Source organism: Sagittula sp. P11 (genome assembly GCF_002814095.1).
In the GTDB taxonomy this organism is placed as follows: Bacteria; Pseudomonadota; Alphaproteobacteria; order Rhodobacterales; family Rhodobacteraceae; genus Sagittula.
The window spans coordinates 149,665-169,103 of sequence record NZ_CP021915.1; the positions used below are offsets into that span (position 1 = coordinate 149,665).

Here is a 19,439-nt window from a genome sequence, read left to right on the forward strand (position 1 = left end):
TCACTCCAGCTTTTCGGCTTGGTCCAGAATTTCGGCCTGATGCTCGCCCACTGCCGGGACGTGGCCCGCCGGATCACTCATCCCAGCCATCGGCACCGGGAAGGCCATCACCTGGGCCGCGCCGGCTGAGCGCACCATCCCGCGCGCCTTGAGCTGCGGGTCCCGGGCCAGATCCTCCAGCCCGTTGACCGGGGCGAAGGGAACATCCTCGGCCTCGAAGATCTCCGCCCAATGCGCATAGGGACGCGCGGCGATCAGCGGGGTCAGGGCGGCGCGGATATCATCCGTGCGGTCGGTGCGTGCGGCGAAGTCGTCAAGCGCAGGATCGTCGAAGCCCGTCATCCCGGTGGCACGGATCAGGCGGCGGAAGAAATGCGTCTCGATCGCGCCGATGGTGATGTATTTACCGTCGGCGGTCGCGAAGATACCATAGGCGGCGCGGCGCAGGATATCGGCCTTTGTGATCTCGCGCCCGGCCTGGCGTCCGGCGTCCCACACACCGTAGCGCGGGGCGACCCAGCTGGCCAGCGCGTCGGTGATCGCCACGTCCAGATACTGGCCCCGCCCCGTGGCGTCGCGTCCGTGCAACGCAGCAAGAATGGTGATGATGGCATACATGGCTGCCGAGAGATCCCCGATCGGCACGCCCGTCGTGTATTCAGGCGGTCCGTCGGGCGCGCCCGAGATCGCCACCGCGCCCGCCATCGCCGCGTAGTTCAGATCATGCCCCGGCCAGTCGCGCGCCGGCCCGGTCTGACCATAGCCGCTGACCGAACAGTAGACGAGGCCGGGATTGAGCGCCGAAAGCGTCTCATAGTCGATGCCCAGCCGCGCGGTCACGCCCGGGCGATAACCCTCGATCACGACGTCCGCCCGTTTGGCCAGCCGCAGGAAAGCCGCGCGGTCTGTGTCATCCTTTAGGTTCAGGGCGATGCTTTTCTTGCCGCGGTTCACGGCGGCAAAGAGGCCGGGGAACATGGCGCGCGCGGCGTCGCCCGCAGGACGTTCGACCTTGATGACCTCGGCCCCCATCTCGGCCAGTTGCTGCGTTGCATAGGGCCCAGGCAGAAGCTCGGTCAGATCGAGAACGCGAAGCCCCGAAAGCGGTGCAGTGCCGGTCATTTTTGCTCTCCTGTGCTGTCTGCGCGGTCCGGGTCGGCAATCCCGGCGCATTCCGCCGAGTCGTCCTGTTCCAGGATCATGTCCCAGATCTTCTGACCCTGCGGATTTTCGAGCTCTTCCATCAGATGCGCCAGAAGCCCGGCGGATCGGCCAATCAGGGCGAAGGCCCGCGCCCAGATCGGGGCAAGCCCCATGTCCGAAACGGTGGCCCCGACCGCGCCGGCGGCGTTGATGGGCAGCAGACGTCCATATTCCTCGCGGGCGGCGGCCTCGACGGCCGCCATGAAGCGCCAGTGCCGCCCGTCGAACCCATTCTCGCCGGCGATCCGGCGCAGGACCGGCGTGCGGGGGTCGCCGTCGACATGGATCGGATGACCGAGGCCTGGCACGATCCGGCGCGCCGCGCGAAAGGCGCGCACGGCCTCTTGCGCGCGGGCGGCATAGGCTGCGTCGTCGTCGCTGTCGGACAGCTCGCCGATCTCGTCGCGGGTAAAGGCCGCGGCGTTCTGCATGGTGCCGAGAAAATGGTTCCCCGCGCCCAGCAAGCCCGCGGCCACCGCACCCTGAAGCGATTCCGGCGCGCCGAGAATGGTCATCCGCGCGGCGATGGCGCTGGGGGTAAGGCCGTGATCGGTGGCGGTGACGATGATCGCGTTGGTCATCGCGCGGGTGCGGGCATCCGGCTCTTTCCCCGTGGCGGTGAAATAGATCATGTCGACGAAATCCATCTTGCCCAGGATCTCATCGGCCAGATCGCGCCCGCGCACATAGATGCGGTCGCGGGTGGTGAAACCGATGTCCGTCTTTACCGTCATTGCCTTGCCTTTCCTTCTATCTCGGTCGGAGCGCGCAGGATCACCGCGTCAAGCACCGTCGCACCCGCCGGACCGGCGCGCACCGGATTGAGATCCATCTCCGCGATGTCGCCGCGCGCACCCAGGGCGGCCAGGATCACGAGAAGATCGGCCAGCGCGCCCAGATCGGCGCCGGGGCGGCCGCGCAGCGGACCCAGCAGTGCGCGTCCGCGGATCTCGTCGATCATCGCCAGCGCCTCGTCCCGCCCAAAGGGCGCGGCGCGGTGCGTGACGTCAGAAAGCGCCTCGACCATCACGCCGCCGAGGCCGAAGCTCACCACCGGGCCGAACACCGGATCGCGGTGCAGTCCCGCCATCACCTCGACGCCCGGCCCCTGTTCCATGCGCTCAACCAGAGCGCGCTCCAGCCTGTGCCCCTGTGCTGAAAGCGATGTCATCATCGCGCCCCAGGCCGCCGCCAGCGCCTGCTCATCCATCAGCCCGACGGCCACGGCCCCGGCTTCGGTCTTGTGCAGAAGACCGGGCACCAGCGCCTTGAGCACCACCGGAAAGCCGATCCCGCGCGCCGCCTCGCCTGCCTGTCTGGCACTGGTCACGACCCGTCCTTCGGGCACGGTCAGACCCAGGTCGGCCAGCACCGCCTTGGCGGCAGCCTCGTCAAGCTCGCCGGGCGGAAATGCGGGTAGAGCAAGCGTGGAGGTCCCCGAGGGGCTCCAGTCGCCGCGCCAGATCAGCCGCTTCAACGCCGTCACTGCCTTGCCGAGGCTGCGAAAAGGCGCCAGCCCTGCCGCGTTCAGCGTGGCATAGCCAGCGGCGCGATGCCCGCTCATCCAGACCGGCAGGAGCAGAGCCGGGCTGTCCGGCGCCAGCGCGACCATGTCGTCGGCGGACCGGTCGGTGATCGGGCCGTAGTCGGCGGGAATCGGCAGAAGCACAACATCGGTGGCCGGGTCCCGCGCCACCAGCGACAGGCAATCGCGGTTGAGCTTGTCTTGGGTGAAGACCTGGGTGGTCAGGTCCACCGGGTTATCGACCGCCGCATAAGACGGGGCCAGCGCACGCAACCCCGCGCGGGTGCCGGGGGCCAGTTCGGACAGGATCAGCCCGGCGCTGCCCACCATATCGGCGGCCAGCGCCGCTGTGCCACCCGAGAAGGAATAGACGCAGATCCCCCGCCGCGGGGCGATGCCGACGCGCTCGAACAGCGCCACCGTATCGATCAATTCGTCCAGATCCTCCACCTCGACGATGCCATGCTGGCGAAACAGTGCCGAGGTGACCGCCGCCGATCCGGCAAGCGCGGCGGTGTGCGAACGGGTGGCAGCAACGCCATAGTCCGACTTGCCCACCTTCATCGCCACCACCGGCTTGCCGGCGCGAGCAGCGGCGCGGGCAGCTGCCAGAAAGCGCGGCCCGTCGCGGAAGCCTTCGGCGAGAAGGGCGATTACCTTTATGTCGGGATCGCCCACCATGTGGTACACGACATCGGCCATGGTCAGGTCGGCTTCGTTGCCGGTAGAGCACCACAGGCCAACGCCGATACCCCGTTCGCTTGCCTGGATGAAGGCGCGGCCAAGTCCGCCGCCCTGGGTGACAAGCCCAATGCCGCCGCCCAGCGTGTCGTTCTTGAATACCGGTGAAAAGGTCAGCCCAAGGCGGCGGTTGATGTTGCTCAGCCCTGGCGAGTTCGGCCCGTAGATGCGCATCCCGCTTTGCCGGGCGATTTCAGCCATCTCGGCTTCGACGGCACGGCCCTCATCCCCGGTTTCGCCAAAGCCAGAGGTGAAGACCACCGCAAACCCCGTTCCTGCTGCCGCGCAATCGCGCAAGGCGCCCACCACCGCATCGGCTGGAAGGCACACCACCGCCACATCGACGGGGCCAGGCAAGGCCGACATTGCAGAATAGGCGCGCAAACCATGCACCCTTTCACGCCCGGGGTTGACCGGAAAGATCTGCCCATCGAAGTCGGAATGCTCGGCAAGGTTCAGCAAGGTGTCGCTGCCCACGCTACGGGGCCTTTCACTGGCGCCCAGGATCGCCACGCTGCGTGGCGACAAGAGCCGCGAAAGATCGGGAAAGTCGCGGGCGACCACCGGCTCAGCCACCTTGCGGCGCCCGCCGGACGAGCAGTTTCCAGACCCCTTCCACCACGGTTTCGCCACGCTGGTTGATGACCTCGCGCCGGAACGACAGGATGCCGCGTTCGGGTTTCGAAGTCTCGCGCTTCTCGGCTACGGTAACGCGCACGCCAATCGTGTCGCCGATGAAGGTGGGGTTGGGAAAGCTGCACTGCATGTCGAGCAACCCCAGAAGCGAGGGTTCCAGGAACGTGTTCATCAGCATCCGCGTGGTCAGCCCGGACATCACCGACACCACCAGAAGCCCGTGCGCGATACGCTGGCCAAAGGCCGAATCGGCGGCATATTCGGCATCGACGTGCAGCCGGTTGAAGTCGCCTGACAGGCAGGCGAAATTAGCCACGTCGGCCTCGGTGATGGTACGGGTGGGGCTATCGAACTGGTCGCCTTCGTTCAGGTCCTCCCAGTAGAGTTGCTGGCCCTTGAGGGCCGAAAGATCGGGCCGTGTCATTGGGTTTCCTCCTCTGGCAGCGCTAGCACTGCCTCTTTCAGTTCAGCCTTGAGAACGCGGCCGGTCAGGTTGCGCGGCACCGCCGTCATAAAGACCACGCGCCGCGGGCGCTTGTATCGGTCAAGCCGGGTTTCGGCATGGGCGATCACATCGGCCGCTGTCAGCTGCGCGCCCGGCGCGGGCACGATCACTGCGCAGATCGCCTCGGTCCAGTGCGGATCGGGCAGGCCGATGCAATGCGCCTCGGCAATCGCCGGGTGGCCGGCCAGCGCCTCCTCGATCTCGGGGGCGTAGACATTGATGCCGCCGCTCTTGATGATGTCGCGCTTGCGACCCGTGAACCAGAGCAGCCCTTCGTCGTCGATCCGGCCCAGATCGCCCACGGTCAGATAGTCGCCGCGCCGGGTTTCAGCGGTCAGCGCCTCATCCTTGTAATACCCGTCGTAGCGGCTTTCGCTGCGGGTGCAGATCTCGCCGACCTCGCCCTGCGGCACCTCGTTTCCATCGTCGTCCAGCAGTTTGAGTTCCACCCCGAAGAAGGGGCGGCCGACGCAGTTGCCCGCAAGGTTGCGGCGCAGATCCCGAGCGGTCAGGTTGGCATAGGGTCCTGCTTCGCTGGAGGCGGCATAGATCATCAGCGCATCGCCGAACTTGTCGAGCGCGGCACGCTTGAGGTCGAGATACATCTCGCCGCCGCCAGATTGCAAAGTCCCCAGCGACGACAGATCGGCGCTCGCGAACCCCTCGGCCTCGACCATCCGCTGGAGCATGGCGGGCAGCAGCATGGTGGCGGTCAGCCGCTCGTCTTCGATCAGCCGTAGCGCGGCGGCCCCGTCGAAGCGGCGCATCAGATAGACGCTGGCACCCAGATAAAGCGGCAGCAGCGTATAGGTGCAGCCGGCCGACAGGCAGATCGGCAGCGCCGACAGCGCCCGGTCGTCGGGGCGGAAACGCTGCTCGATGGCGCGTTCCTCCATGCCGAAGAGACTGCGCAGCGCGCCCTTGGGCTTGCCGGTGGTCCCCGACGTGTGCAGCATGATCGTGGTGCCGTCCTGCCCTTGCGGCGGATCGGGCGGTGTGTCTGCCAGAAGGTCCGACAGGCGCGGCAGTCCTTGCGGGGCCCCGTCGCCGATGGTGACGATGTCGTCCACCACGGTCCGGAACAGATCGGCATGATCCAGCGCCGCATCGCCCAGCAGCAGGGTTTTGCTGTCCGAGCGGGCAACCACATCGGCCATGACTTCGGGCGCGATGCGATAGTTGATCGGTGCGGGAATTGCGCCTAGCCCCGTCACCGCCACATAGGCGGCAAGGAAATCGGGATGATTTTCCGAGATCACCGCCACCTTGTCGCCCGGTCCGATGCCGCGCCGCGCCAGCACCGTCATCATCCGTTCCACCCGGTCAAGGAAATCCGTATAGGTCTGGCTCCTCCCCTCGAACACCACCGAGGGTTTCGTGGGGAACCGCCGCGCGTTCAACCTCAGGGCCTGGAGAAAGGTCATCGGCATGGCCGCCTCCTCAGGTGAAGGCCGAGATCCCGAGAACCTCGCGCCCTATGATCAATGTCTGGATTTCCGATGTGCCTTCGGGGATCAGCCCGCCGCGCGTGTCGCGGAACAACCGTTCGACGGGGTAGTCGGTCGAATAGCCCAGCCCGCCGTGCGCCTGCAGCGCCATCGAGGCCACCTCATGCGCCGCCTCGCTGGCATAGAGCTTGGCAATCGAGCATTCCTTGCGCCCAGGCAGACCCGCGTCCAGCGCTTGGGCGGCACGGTCAGTCAACGCGCGCGCCGCTTCGGTGCGGATGGTCATGTCGACGATCAGCTTCTGCACCAGCTGATAGCTTCCGATCACGTTGCCGAACTGCTTGCGCGTCTTGACGTAATCGGTGGACAGGTCCAACGACCGCTGCGCCGCGCCCACCGCGCCCGCCGCCACGTTGAGCCGGCCATAATTCAACCCCGTAAGGATCGCCTTGAGGCCCTTTCCCGCAGGACCCAACAGGTTTTCCTTTGGCACCTTTGCGTCTTGAAAGGCCAGCTGCGATGTCGCGGTGGCCTTGATGAACATCGTGCCCACCCGCGAAGCTTCGAAATCGGTCTCCTCGAGGTCCACGATGAACAGACTCAGATCGCCATCACAGCCTTCCGTGAATGTCCGTGCCACCAGGATTCCGACCCGGCCGTTGACGCCGTTCGTCGTCCACAGCTTGCCGCCATTGATCAGCCAGTGGTCGCCCTTGTCCTCGGCGCGGGTCTGCACCGAGGCAACATCAGAGCCGTGGTCGGGTTCGGTGATCCCCACCCAGACCGGCATCTGGCCAGCCATGACGGGTTTCAGCCACTTTTCCTTCTGGCGCGCATCGCCCAGGTGGTGGAACAGTGCGATCACGATGTTCACGGTGTTGAGCAGAACCCGGAGTGAAAGCCAGCGGTATCCTGCTTCCTCCATCATCATCGCCCAGGTGCGATAGCTGAGGCCGTAGCCACCGGCCTCTTCCGAGAGAAGCCCGCCAAGATAGCCGAACTGGCGTAGCTCGCCCATTATCGCCCAGGGCAGATCGCCCGTCGCCTCGCATTGCGAGATGCGCTCTTCGGTCAGCTCGCGCGCCATGAAGCCCCGGATGCTGTCTCGCAGCATCCGCGTCTCTTGATCCTCGACACAGGCGGAGGCCGGGACATGTTTAGCCATATCGCCCCCCGGTGATGTGAAGCGTCTCGCCCGAGATGTATTCCGCCGCATCCGAGGCGAGGAACACCACGCCGTTGGCGATGTCGCGTTCGTTGCCAAGGCGCTGCACGGTATTCATTGCCAGAGCGCGCGACTTTATCCGGTCGTAGTTTGGAAGCGCCTCGATCATCTCGGTGGCGATGAACCCCGGCGCGATGGCATTTACGGTGACATTGAAGCGCCCCTGTTCCATCCCCAGCGCCCGGGTGAAGCCGATGATGCCGGCCTTGGCGGCGGCATAGTTGGTCTGTCCCGGATTGCCGAGATAGGCGCGAGAGGAGATGTTGATCACCCGGCCCCACTTCTGTTCCATGAAGTACGGCACCACGGCGCGCGAGCAGGTATAGGCACCCTTCAGGATCACGCCCACAACAGCGTCCCAGTCCTGTTCGGGCATCTTGGTGATGTAGTTGTCGCGCGGAAATCCGGCATTGTTGACCAGGATGTGGACGGCGCCAAATGCTTCGATCGTGCGCGAGACGAGGGCTTCGACCTGTGCCTCGTTCGTGACATCGCAGACCACGCCGATCGCGTCGTATCCGTCGGCCTCAAGAGCGGCGCGGGTGGCTTCTGTGGTTTCGGGGTCGATATCGGTGATCACCACCTTCGCCCCCTCTTCGGCCAGCGCGCGGGCGGTCACTGCGCCGATCCCGCGACCCGATCCGGTGACGATAGCCACCTTGTCCTTTAGTCCCAGTTCCAAGTTACGCTCCTTCAGGTTGTCAGTATTCGCCCGAGAACACGGTTACGATCTCGGGAAAGAATGCGATCAGGGCCAAGACCGCGAACTCGGCCAGCACGAAAGGCAGCACCCCGACAAAGACCCGTTTAAGAGGTACGCCGGTGATCGAGCTGGCGACGAAAACGTTCATTCCGATTGGGGGGGTAATCAGCCCGATTTCGACCGTTTTGGTCACCAGGATGCCGAACCAGATCGGCGAATAGCCAAGCTCCATGACCATTGGAAAGACGATCGGCATGGTCAGGATCAGGATCGCCAGCTGATCCATCACGCAGCCCAGCAGGATGTAGATCAGGATCAGGATTAAAATCACCACGCCCGGCCCGATCTCAAGCCCTTGCACGTACGAAACCAGCGCCTGCGGTGCCATGGTCAGGGTGACAAAATAGCCGAAAATGTGCGCCCCGATAATAATGGTGAAGATCATTGCAGTCGGGCGCGTTGTACGTTCGAGCGCCCCCATGAATTCGCGCCAGCCCATACGTCTGAGCAACACGGCGGCAATCATGATCGCGCCAAAGCAGCCGACCGCGGCGGCTTCGGTCACGGTGACAGCGCCAGAATAAATCCCGGCCACGACAAAGACGAACAGCAGAACCACCGGCCAGATGTCGCGCAGTGACGCGAAGCGCTCACGCCACCCATGGCTTTGCACTGGTGGCGCCAGATCGCGGTTCAGCGTCGCCCAGACCATCGTGATCCCGGCAAAGCTGAGCGCGGTAATGAGACCCGGCAGAATGCCGGCAATGAACAGCCCGCCGATCGAGGTTTCGGTGATGATACCGTAAACCATCAGCACAACCGAAGGCGGGATCATGATCGACAACGTCCCGGCGGCCGCAACCGTGCCTACGATCATGCCGCGGTCATAGCCATATTTCTCAGCCTCGGGCGCGACGGTGCGCGCCATCGTGGCCGTCGCCGCGGTGGACGAGCCCGAAACCGCCCCGAAGCCTGCGCTGGTAAAGACCGTGGCCACGGCCAGTCCGCCGGGCAAATGGCCCACCCACCTGTTGGCGGCGCGGAACATGTCCGACGAAATCCGACTGGCCGACAGGATCTCGGCCATCAAGATGAACAAGGGAATGGCGGTCAACAGCCAAGAGGCGGTGTTGCGATACGGGGCCACCGACAGGATGCCGAGCGCCAGATTGAGCCCGCCGATCAGATACAGGCCGACGGTGCCGGCGATGCCCATCGCGAAGCCTATCGGCATCCCGACGACGAGAAGCCCCGCCAGCAATAGCGACACAGGTGCAAGAAATTCCATACTCAGCCAATCCGATCCGAAGCGCCGCGAAGGTGCTGAACGTCACCCGCCGCATTTACGAGAAGGCGCAGAACGATCAGCACGCAGCCAATCGGCGCAATCACAAGCGTGGTGACGAGAGGCGCGTCGATGTCGCCGGATGTGCGATATCCGAAGTCCCACGCCTTAAGCGCCTCGCGCGAGGCACCGTAACAGATCAGCGCAAAAAACGCGGCCGCTGCCAATCGCAAGACGACATTGAAACCGGCCCGCAGCCCTTCGGGCAGAGCATCAAACACTATCCCCACTCGCACGTGGCCATCATACATTTCCAGATAGCTCAGGCTTCCGAACACGATGATGGGCATCAGATATAGCTCTGTAGCGCCAATGACCCCTTCGATCGGGTCATTCAGGATATAGCGCGTAAAGACCTGTATGAGGATCAGCACCAGCATGACCATCATCGCAGCGCGCGACAGCCAGTTCATCCCGGTATCCACCCGGTCCATCGCTCGGCCCAGAGGACCGTGCAATCCAACTCTCGGCGACGGCACGGCGTCCTCTCGGGGATCAAGATCGTGACGGGACACGGTTGCGCGCCTTACTGCGTCTGGTGCTTTTCGATGTTCGCACGAAACATCTCCAGCACTTCGCCCGCAGGCAGTCCGCGCTCTTGCAGACCAGAGACCCAGGCATCGAACACCGGCGCTGTGGCCGATTTGACCTTTTCGCGCTGCGCTTCATCCAGAACGATGACCTCGATACCGCTGTCCCGCATCTTGTCCTCAAGCTCGGCGGCCGATCGGTCGGTTTCTTCGGCAACTCGCTGCATCGCCTCCTGCGACGCCTGTTGAATGGCCTGTTGATGCTCTGGCGACAGATCCTGCCAGACCTCCTCGCGGATCGCGTAGGGCGCCCAATACACAAAAACATCCAGACCCAGAACGGCGGTATCGATTACCTCGTCCAGCTTGTAGGAATAGATGCTGGTGGTGGGAAAGATCGTGCCGTCGACGGTGCCGGTGCGGATGGCCTGATAGGTTTCCGGGCTGGGAATATCAACCGGCGCGCCCCCTAGGGCCTTGACCGACTCCGCCATGTTCCCGGCAATGGTTTTCAGTTTCAGCCCTTTGATGTCATCAATGCCGCTAACATCCTGGTCGCGGGTGAACAGGTTGTAGGTCGAGGTCATTACACCCCAGACTGGGCGCATCCCGTTGGCCAGGAAGTCGTTTTGCAGGATCGGATCCGACGTCACCGTTTCAAAAAAAGCGGGCGTCCCGACAACGCTCTGCGAGAAAAGGCCAGGAAGCGTGTGCACGCCCGCCAGCGGCATCGTGCCCCCGTTATAGGCCGGCGGAACATAGCCGATGTCCACCACGCCTGTCTGCACCATCGAGAACATATCGCGCAGCGAACCCAACTGACCGGCACCGAAATACTGAAACTTGACCTCGCCATCGGTCAGCTCGGTTACGCGGTCCATCCAGTAGGTGGTGCCGGTCTCGACGATGTAGTGGCCGGGCGGAAAGGTATCTGCAACCTTGAGTGTCACTTCGGCCGCCGCAATTTGCGGCATCGTTCCGACCGCGATCACCAGCGCCGCCCCTGCGGCAAACCGATCGAGTTTTGTGTTTCTTGTCATGGCAGTCTTCCTCCCTGTGGCGTTGTCGATCAGCGCACCATGGTGCGGTGAACCGGTCAATGTTTATGGGTGGCCGGGAGCGCAACTGTCGCGAGATCACACATATATGCGAATACGCGAACTGAATCCGCGGCGACGCAACAGAGAAGATCGAACGCCAATCGTGGGTGGGAATCTCCAGCGCTTTCACGGCCGAAAGAAAGGATTCCGTGGCCTGCCGATCAACAGTAAGCGGCGGCTGCGCCCCACGTTGTAGATGAGCTCCGGCACTGCGAGGTGATATCCATCTCATGATGGGGAGTGTGTTTCGCAATGTGCGCGACAAATTCGTTTCTCAGATCTCTGGGCGTCGAGATCTACGGGTCAGGTCATCGGCGCTGGCCGGACGACGTGAAGGCTCGCGCTGTGGCAGAGACTTTGGAGCCGGGAGCGACCGTGAATGCGATTGCCGAGCGATATGACATCCGCCCAAACCAGCTCTCGGCTTGGCGGCGTCTGGCAAAGCAGGGCCAGCTGGTTCTTCCTCCGGCGGAACTCGGAGAGCCGGTCTTCGCGCCTCTGGTCATTTGCGATCCGACTGAGACGCCCGAGCTTTCCGACGCGAAGCCCCAGCAGGTGATCCGGATCGTCAAGGGAACAACCCGGATCGAGCTGTCTTCTGACACGTCGGCAGGTCAGATCGCCGCGATCGTGCGCACTCTGGAAGCGCCTGCATGCTGATGCCGTCTCAAGGGGTCCGCATCCTGGTGGCGACGAAGCCGGTAGACTTCCGCAAGGGGCATGATGGACTGGCAGCCTTGGTGCAGTCGACCTTGACCGAAGATCCGTTCACCGGGACGGTCTTTATCTTTCGGGCGAAGCGCGCAGACCGGATGAAGATCCTGTTCTGGGACGGCAGCGGTCTCGTCATGGCCTACAAACGGCTGGAGGAGAGCACCTTCACCTGGCCCGCGATCCGGGATGGTGCGATGACCCTGAATCGCGCCCAGTTCGAGGCGCTGTTCGCCGGGCTGGACTGGCGGCGGGTGCGGTCTCTGGAGACGCGCGCCCCCGCTGTGGCAGAGTGACTCAGGGCGGGGAAAGCCGGCCTGACAAACGCAGGAGCGGGATATGATGCCGCCATGTCCAGCGCCCTATCCCTCGACCTGTCGGCCATTCCGGAAGACCAGCGTGACGCTGTTCTGGCCGTCCTGCGCGAGCGTGATGCACTCAGGGAAGCCAACAAGCGCCTCGAGCACCTCGTCGCCGAACTGAACCAGGTCGTGCATGGCAAAAGGTCCGAGAAACTGAGTGAGGACGAGCGGCAGCTGGCCTTCGAAGATCTGGAAACTGCCGTCGTCGAGGCAGAGGCCCAGCAGGATGAAGACGCCACGGCCTCGTCCGGTCCGCGGCGATCCAAGGTCGCCCGCCGCAATCGGGGCAATCTGCCTGAGAGCCTCCCCCGGATCGAGCAGATGATCGAGCCGGCCAGCCTGGAGTGTCCCTGCGGCTGCGGCACGATGCACCGGATCGGCGAGGACCGCAGCGAGCGGCTGGACATCGTGCCGGCCCAGCTCCGCGTCATCGTGACGGTTCGACCCAAGTATGCCTGCCGTGCCTACGCCGAAGGGGTCACCCAGGCGCCAGCCCCTGCCTTCCTGATCGAGGGCGGGCTGCCGACCGAGGGCGCCATTGCGTATGTGCTCGTCGCCAAGTTCGCCGACCATTTGCCTCTCTATCGCCAGAGCCAGATCCTCGCGCGTTCCGGGATCGACCTTCGGCGCAGCACGCCCGCCGATTGGGTCGGCACCGCGGCCTTCCACCTTGCCCCGGTGGTCGACCGGCTCGCCGAGCACCTGAAGGGCTCGGGCAAACTCTTCATGGACGAAACGACGGCGCCGGTTCTGGAGCCCGGGCGAGGCAGGACGAAGACTGGCTTCCTCTGGGCGCTGGCCCGAGATGATCGGGGCTGGGGCGGCGATGACCCGCCCGGCGTGGTCTTCACTTACCGCCCGAGCCGCGCCGGCGTGAACGCGGAGCAGATCCTGCAGGGCTTCGACGGCATCCTGCAGCTGGACGGCTATCCCGGCTACGATCGGCTGACGCGCCCCTCGCGCAAGGGCGGCGCGCCGATCACGGTTGCGCACTGCTGGGCACATGCCCGCCGGAAGCTGAAGGAAGTCTTCGACCGTGATGGATCGGAGATCGCCGCCGAGGGGCTGCGCCGGATCGCCGAGTTCTACCGGATCGAAACCGAGATCCGCGGCATGGGACCGGGACAGCGCCTGTCGGCGAGACAGACACGCACCGCGCCGCTGGTGGCCCAGTTCGGCGAATGGTTGCAGAGCCAGCGCCGCCGGATCTCCGCCAAGTCCCGCCTCGGAGAGAAACTCGCCTATATCCACCGGCAGTGGGACGGGCTACAGACCTTCCTGCAGGACGGACGCGTCGAGATCGACTCCAATGCCGTGGAGAATCTCATCAGGCCGATCGCCCTGACGCGGAAGAACGCACTCTTCGCCGGCCACGACGAAGGTGGTCGGACCTGGGGCCGCATCGCCTCGCTCATCGCCACAGCAAAGATCAACGAAATCGTACCCTTTGTCTATCTCAAGGCGACGCTCGAGGCGATCGCGGCAGGGCATCCCGCGAACCGGATCGACGAGTTGCTACCCTGGAACTTCAAGCCGTCGAGCTGAACTCCGGTGGGGCGTAGACGCCGCTTACGATCAACACGATGATGGTCGGCCTCTTTCGCGGCGCCTCTCTTCAAGCCGGTATTCTTGGGGCGGGCCGAAACCGTGGTCGCACTGCTCTGGGCAGCGCATCCTACACCGCCCGGCCTTCGGGGATGCCGGTGCTAACGACGCCCCGCCGGTCAGGCTCAACCTTGAGCCTGACGCGAAGAGGCTATTTCCGCCGCCTGAAAACGGACCCTGACATTGGCAAGTGGCGCGTTTCGTCCGCGCCCCCCAAGTCCCGTCTTCGTCAAGCCGGGCCATTTTTTACGGCGCTGGCTGATCCAGGCGGTCAGGCGGTCAGGGACTGTTGACCCATCTTCTTCAGATTTCGAACGATTTCTTCGTGCATGATCCCTACGATCTCTTTTTCGGATCTCAAGATAACATCAGTTGGAGCGCCAACCCCGACAGCGAAAAGCCGCGAGTTCAGATGGTTAGGAAACGGCATGGAAATCAAGCCGCTCCCTTGAACCACCTGATCGGTTGAGAGGTAATAGCCCTTGGCACGGGTTTCTGCCAACGAGGCCACGAAAGCTTTCACATCCACTGCCGGTTTGTCGGGCGCGCGATAGGCGTTGATCCTGCGGAACAGACTGCGCACTTCGTCGTCACTGAAACGACTCATCAGAACGCGCCCGACACCTGAGTTACCCAGCGGACGACGTGTCCCGAGCGATATGTGGTGGATCGGCGAATCTTTCGGGCGGACAACTTGCACGTACTCGGCTTCGTCCCCATTCTTGGTTGCCAGAACCACCACATGCCGTGTGCGTTCCGAAATTGCCTTGAGCAGCCGGTGGATGGTGCCTTCGCCGAACAGATCTGGATTCATCCACGACCCTAAAAGCGGAACGCGCTCGGTGGGAAAATAACTCTTCTTTCGGGCATCGTGGGTCAGAAATCCAAGCTTCACCAAGCTTTTGAGCAGCGCCGAGGTACTTGACTGCGGGTACCCCAGTTCCTTGGACACTTCCACGACCGAAAGCGGTCGCTGAACTTCATCGAAATACACCAAAGTCTGACAGGTGCGCGCCACCGATTTCACAATTTGATCGCCGCCTGTTCTTGCTGAAGTCTGATGCGCGGTTTCCATGATCTCCTCCCTTCGTGTGCAGTTATATGCACAGCGTTCCATACGGAAGGATGGCCGCGCTTGTAAATTCTGTCAACTGTTAGAAAACTGCCGGGGGCACGCCGCAAGCGGCTTGGGGATCAGGAAAGATTTCGGGTTCGGTTGTCAGTGGCCTCCTCGATTGGCGGGTATGATCACACCGTCAGCGGCGACGGCTCCCTGCCCGCTTGCTCCGACGATCAATGGATTGACATCAATGGTCTCAAGCGCGGCCCCGTGATGGGCGGCAAAAGCAGACAGTCGGGCAAGGGCGCCGGCGAGGGCGTCGATGTCGCGTTCGGGCGCGCCCCGGAATGCGTCCAGCAGTTTGCGGCTGCGGATTTCGTCAATCATACGGCGCGCTTCGACAGGTCCGAATGGTGCGACGCGGAAAGACACGTCTTCGAGGGCCTCGACAAACACCCCGCCCAGACCGAACATGACCACCGGGCCGAAAGCCGGGTCCTGGGTCACGCCGAGTATAGCCTCCAGTCCAGGTGCTGCCTGTTCCGCCACGACCAGCCCGTCGATCCGCGCACCGGGCATCTTCTCGGACGCCAATTCCAAGATTCGTGCCCCGGCAGAGCGGACATCTTCGGCCGAACGCAGATCAAGCGCGACGCCCCCGATGTCGGATTTGTGCAAGATGTCGGGCGAGGCAATCTTCAGCACGACCGGGAATCCCATTTCTTGCGCTGCCTGAGCTGCCGCTTCGGGGGTGGTGGCCAGGGTTTCGCGCACGATCCCGATTCCGGCCTCTGCAAGCAGGGCCTTGGCCTCGATCTCGTTCACAATTCCGTCCGGCAACGGCGACAGGTTGGAGAGTTCGGGTATCGGGTCCTTTTCGCCTGCCCGCGCGAAGGAACGGGCAAAATAGCGCAATGCGGCCATCGCCCGGACTGCACGGGTCGGTTCCTCGAACACGATGAACCCCGACTTTTCGTACGCGGCGCGCCCCTCTGGCTCTGTCAGCGAACAGAACAGCATTGGCCGATCGGGATATTTCTCGCGAATGCGCTCCAGTCCGCGCCGAATGGCTTCGTTCAGGTCGGCGACAAGTCCGACCGTCGACATGAAGATGATGGCCCCATCGATCTCGCCGTCACCAAACAACACATCCATGTTGGTTTCCAGAAGATCGATCTGGTTGACCAGCTGCGCCGTCACATCGACCGGGTTTCGGACACCGGCAAATGGCAGCACCTCTTTCAGCTTTTTCTGTGCATGATCGGGAAGCGCAGGCACGTCCAGTTTCAGCTTTTCGGCTTCGTCGGCCATCAGCACCCCGACCCCGCCCGAGACTGTCACAAGGCCCAGCCGGTCGCCCTGCATCATCGACGCGGATTCGGCACAGGCATAAGTCACATCGAACATTTCATCGACCGATTGCGCCCGGTAAACGCCGTACTGCCGGAACGCCGCGTCATAAACCGCGTCTGCCCCAGCCAATGAGGCGGTATGCGACTGCGCGGCCTCTGCTCCGACCGCGCTGCGCCCGACCTTCATCATGACCACCGGCTTTCCCCGGGCCCGCGCCAGCTCAAGTGCCTCGACCAGCCTGTCGCGATCGGTTGCCCCTTCGAGATATCCCATGATGACGCGGGTATCGTCATCCTGCGCGCAATAGGCCACGGCATCGGCAAAATCGACATCGCAGGAATTGCCCGTCGTCGCCCAGATATTGACCCCAAGTCCGCGCATTCGAACGAGCGTCATGCAATACGAGCCGAACGCGCCGCTTTGACTGACGATCGACACGCCGCCGGGTTTTGGCAGGTGTTTTTCGACCCCGGGCGTGAATGTCGCATAGAGGTTGTGGCGCACATTCGCGATGCCAAGGCAGTTCGGCCCCACAAGCCGCATGCCGCCCTCGCGCGCGATGTCGACCATGCGCGCCTGAAGGGCGGCCCCGTCGGCATCGACCTCCGAGAACCCCGAACTGAAGATCACCGCCCCCCGCACACCTTGGGCCGCGCACTGTTCGACCGCCTGAACGGCCAGCGGCGCGGGCAGCGCGATCACGGCCAGGTCCGGTGTCGTGGGTGCCTCCGAGATCGACGGATACGCCGTCAGGCCCTGCACCTCTGGCGATTTCGGGTTGATAGGCAGGATCGGGCCGTCGAAACCGTGCCGCTTGAGAAAATCCACCGGCCTTCCGCCGATGCGCTTGGGATCGCTTGAGGCGCCAATCACCGCTACCGAGCGAGGGTTGAAAATGGCATCCATTCCATGAATTCGCATGGGACTTCCTTTGATGTTCGTAACTAGTAGGATTTTGGCAGGCCGAGGGCATGTTCCGCGATAAACGAAAGCACCAGCTGCGGGGTGACCGGCGCGATGCGGAACAGGATGGCCTCGCGAACAAGACGCTCGACATGGTATTCCTTGGCGTATCCGAACCCCCCGAAGGTCAGCTGCGCGGTCTGTGTCGCCTTCACCGCCGCTTCGGCGGCCAGATATTTTCCTGCGTTGGCTTCATTTCCGCAGGGCTTGCCCGCGTCGTAGAGCGCGCCGGCGTGCATCGCCATCAGGTTGGCCGCCTCCAGTTCCGCCCAGCTGGCGGCCAGGGGGTGCTGTACACCCTGATTCTGACCGATTGGTCTGCCAAAAACGACGCGCTCATTGGCGTAATCCGCGGCGCGCCGAAGCGCATTCCGCCCGATTCCGACTGCTTCAGCGGCAATTAGAACCCGTTCGGGGTTCAGCCCGTGCAGGATCTGACGAAAGCCCTGGCCTTCTTCGCCGATCAGATCCCCGGCGGGGATCGGAAGCCCGTCGATGAACAGTTCGTTCGAGTCGACACATTTGCGGCCCATCTTTTCGATCTCGCGCACGGTGACGAAAGATCGGTCCAGATCGGTGTAAAAAAGGCTTAATCCTTCTGTCGGTTTCTTGACGTCCTCAAGCGGGGTCGTGCGCGCCAGCAACAGGATCTTGTCGGCCTCCTGGGCGGTTGAAATCCAGACCTTCTGGCCGTGCACCACATATCGGTCACCCTGTCGCACGGCGCGTGTTTTCAGTTTGGTGGTGTCCAGACCGGTTGTCGGCTCGGTCACCCCGAAACACGCACGTTCATCGCCTGCCACCAAAGGCGGAAGGTATTTCTTTTTCTGGTCATCGGTGCCGAATTTCACGACTGGGTTCAGACCGAAGATATTCATGTGAATCGCCGATGCGGCGCTGTTGCCGCCGCCGGATTCCGCAATGGCCTGCATCATGATCGCGGCATCGACGATGCCAAGACCGGCACCTCCGTACTCTTCGGGGATTGCAATCCCCAGCCAGCCATCGCGGGCCAGCTTTTGATGCAGCTCTCGCGGGAAACCGCCTACGCGATCGCGTGTCAGCCAGAATTCGTCGTCGAATTCTTCGCAGATCCGCAGGATCGCATCGCGGATTCCCTGCTGTTCGGATGTCATCTGATAGGTCATGATTTTCTCCTCACGTCTTGCAGACCCGGCTCAGCGGCCCGGTTCGGCCACAGTGCCTTGTTCGATTAGGGTGTCGATTTGCCCGGTGTCGTACGCGAGCTCTTGTAAAATCGCCCGGGTGTCAGCACCCAGTTCGCGGCGCCCAAGCCAGCGCAGCCGTCCCGGCGTCTTGTCCAGCTTTGGCACGGGTCCGACGACCTTGGTGTCGTCGCCCTCCACCCCAACAATGTCCCTTCGCGCGGCGATCTGCGGATCGGCCAGGATGTCATCGACGTCATAGACCATCGCAGCCACGGCATCGTGGGCCTGGAAGATGTCAATCGCCTTCTGCGCGTCATGCTGTGCCACAAATGCGCCGAGACGGTCCACAATCTCGTCCATGTGCTCCGCGAAGCCATCGAGGCTTTGGAATTGCGGCTGTTCCGCCCATTCCTTTCCGCCCGCGGCTTCCAGAAGCCGCCGCCCGGTCGCGGCACTGCCTGCGCTGATTGTGACCCATTTCCCGTCGCGGGCGCGAAACACCCCCGCCGGGGCGTAGGAATTGGGCGCCTGGAGCCCGTTTCGGTCAACCGGCAGCCCCGCGCCGGTTCGCGTCGGAACGTGATAGTCGATCAGGCGCAACAGCGGCTCGAAAATAGCCAGGTCCACCACTTGCCCCCGGGCGCGGCCGTTCTGCACCGCATGCAGCGCCATCATCGCGCCGTAGGCCGCCATCAGGCCTGTGGTCGAATCCGCAGCGGGAAAGCCGGGGTGCATCGGCGCGTTGTCGGCAAAGCCGGTGATGTGCGCCAGTCCGCTCATGGCCTCGCCGGCCCGACCGAAACCCGGCCACGAGGCGCGCGGCCCCGTCTGGCCATAGCCCGAGATCCGCACGATCACCAGATCGGGGTTCCACTCATGCAGGACCTCTGGGGCCAACCCTGCCCGTTCCAGAACACCGGGTCGAAAGTTCTCGATAAGCACATGGGCGTTTTCGACCAGCCGGCGCAGAATGGCGCGGCCGTCTTCACTCTTCCAATCCAGCGCCATCAGACGCTTGTTTCGTGCCAGGGTCTTCCACCAGGCGCCAACGCCATCACTGGCCCGCGCGCTCAGTACCCGCAGCATGTCACCCTGCCCCGGACGCTCGATCTTGACCACGTCGGCGCCAAAATCGGACAGCAATGCGCCGCACATCGGTGCTGCGATCACATGCCCCAGTTCAATCACCCTGACATCGCTCAGTGGCCCATTTTCCATTTTCACGTGTCTGCCTCGTTCTGCGAATTTTCCGACG

The 19,439-nt window shown here is 63.5% G+C and carries 17 protein-coding genes; 3 read left to right on the forward strand and 14 right to left on the reverse strand.

The features are described from left to right. The 10 genes from CDO87_RS24385 to dctP form a co-directional block, all read right to left on the reverse strand. Window positions 1-1,122, reverse strand: a complete 1,122-nt coding sequence (locus CDO87_RS24385) for a CaiB/BaiF CoA-transferase family protein (protein WP_027264373.1) — start codon at window positions 1,120-1,122, stop codon at window positions 1-3. Continuing rightward, a complete protein-coding gene (locus CDO87_RS24390; RefSeq protein WP_036051583.1) occupies window positions 1,119-1,937 on the reverse strand; it encodes a citryl-CoA lyase in 819 nt (272 codons plus the stop codon). The genes CDO87_RS24385 and CDO87_RS24390 overlap by 4 nt, the downstream gene beginning before the upstream one ends. Next, a complete protein-coding gene (locus CDO87_RS24395) occupies window positions 1,934-4,045 on the reverse strand; it encodes an acetate--CoA ligase family protein (protein ID WP_198952314.1) in 2,112 nt (703 codons plus the stop codon). The genes CDO87_RS24390 and CDO87_RS24395 overlap by 4 nt, the downstream gene beginning before the upstream one ends. Continuing rightward, complete coding sequence (locus CDO87_RS24400) at window positions 4,038-4,529, reverse strand: MaoC/PaaZ C-terminal domain-containing protein (protein WP_027264371.1); 492 nt, start codon at window positions 4,527-4,529, stop codon at window positions 4,038-4,040. Before CDO87_RS24400 ends, CDO87_RS24395 begins: the two co-directional genes overlap by 8 nt. After that, the gene (locus CDO87_RS24405) at window positions 4,526-6,040 is read right to left on the reverse strand and encodes a class I adenylate-forming enzyme family protein (RefSeq protein WP_027264370.1); all 1,515 of its coding nucleotides are present in this window, start codon (window positions 6,038-6,040) and stop codon (window positions 4,526-4,528) included. The genes CDO87_RS24400 and CDO87_RS24405 overlap by 4 nt, the downstream gene beginning before the upstream one ends. 10 nt (window positions 6,041-6,050) lie before the next feature. Continuing rightward, window positions 6,051-7,223: an acyl-CoA dehydrogenase family protein gene (locus CDO87_RS24410; RefSeq protein WP_048534161.1), complete on the reverse strand. Its 1,173-nt coding sequence runs from the start codon at window positions 7,221-7,223 to the stop codon at window positions 6,051-6,053. Further along, complete coding sequence (locus tag CDO87_RS24415) at window positions 7,216-7,965, reverse strand: SDR family NAD(P)-dependent oxidoreductase (RefSeq protein WP_027264368.1); 750 nt, start codon at window positions 7,963-7,965, stop codon at window positions 7,216-7,218. Before CDO87_RS24415 ends, CDO87_RS24410 begins: the two co-directional genes overlap by 8 nt. Before the next feature lie 19 nt (window positions 7,966-7,984). Continuing rightward, complete coding sequence (locus tag CDO87_RS24420) at window positions 7,985-9,274, reverse strand: TRAP transporter large permease (RefSeq protein WP_027264367.1); 1,290 nt, start codon at window positions 9,272-9,274, stop codon at window positions 7,985-7,987. Window positions 9,275-9,276: 2 nt separating this feature from the next. After that, on the reverse strand, window positions 9,277-9,744 hold the full coding sequence (locus CDO87_RS24425; protein WP_157815108.1) for a TRAP transporter small permease: 468 nt from the start codon (window positions 9,742-9,744) through the stop codon (window positions 9,277-9,279). Window positions 9,745-9,857: 113 nt separating this feature from the next. Then, window positions 9,858-10,901, reverse strand: coding sequence for a TRAP transporter substrate-binding protein DctP (gene dctP / locus CDO87_RS24430; RefSeq protein ID WP_027264365.1), 1,044 nt, complete (start codon window positions 10,899-10,901; stop codon window positions 9,858-9,860). A gap of 312 nt (window positions 10,902-11,213) precedes the next feature. On the opposite strand from dctP, the gene tnpA reads away from it, so the two are divergent. The 3 genes from tnpA to tnpC are packed head-to-tail and all read left to right on the forward strand — an operon-like array spanning window position 11,214 to window position 13,579. Continuing rightward, complete coding sequence (gene tnpA, locus CDO87_RS24435; RefSeq protein WP_027264364.1) at window positions 11,214-11,621, forward strand: IS66-like element accessory protein TnpA; 408 nt, start codon at window positions 11,214-11,216, stop codon at window positions 11,619-11,621. Next, a complete protein-coding gene (gene tnpB / locus CDO87_RS24440; RefSeq protein WP_027264363.1) occupies window positions 11,615-11,968 on the forward strand; it encodes an IS66 family insertion sequence element accessory protein TnpB in 354 nt (117 codons plus the stop codon). The genes tnpA and tnpB overlap by 7 nt, the downstream gene beginning before the upstream one ends. A 54-nt stretch (window positions 11,969-12,022) precedes the next feature. Continuing rightward, a complete protein-coding gene (gene tnpC / locus CDO87_RS24445; RefSeq protein ID WP_027264362.1) occupies window positions 12,023-13,579 on the forward strand; it encodes an IS66 family transposase in 1,557 nt (518 codons plus the stop codon). Between the two features lie 331 nt (window positions 13,580-13,910). Here the strand turns inward: tnpC and CDO87_RS24450 are convergent, their stop codons facing one another. From CDO87_RS24450 to CDO87_RS24465, 4 genes are all read right to left on the reverse strand, one after another. After that, window positions 13,911-14,714, reverse strand: a complete 804-nt coding sequence (locus tag CDO87_RS24450) for an IclR family transcriptional regulator (protein WP_027264361.1) — start codon at window positions 14,712-14,714, stop codon at window positions 13,911-13,913. A gap of 144 nt (window positions 14,715-14,858) precedes the next feature. Then, complete coding sequence (locus tag CDO87_RS24455) at window positions 14,859-16,958, reverse strand: acetate--CoA ligase family protein (protein ID WP_036051580.1); 2,100 nt, start codon at window positions 16,956-16,958, stop codon at window positions 14,859-14,861. 38 nt (window positions 16,959-16,996) lie between these two features. Then, the gene (locus tag CDO87_RS24460) at window positions 16,997-18,163 is read right to left on the reverse strand and encodes an acyl-CoA dehydrogenase family protein (RefSeq protein ID WP_027264359.1); all 1,167 of its coding nucleotides are present in this window, start codon (window positions 18,161-18,163) and stop codon (window positions 16,997-16,999) included. A gap of 30 nt (window positions 18,164-18,193) precedes the next feature. Further along, the gene (locus tag CDO87_RS24465) at window positions 18,194-19,402 is read right to left on the reverse strand and encodes a CaiB/BaiF CoA-transferase family protein (protein ID WP_027264358.1); all 1,209 of its coding nucleotides are present in this window, start codon (window positions 19,400-19,402) and stop codon (window positions 18,194-18,196) included. Between the last annotated feature and the right edge of the window lie 37 nt (window positions 19,403-19,439).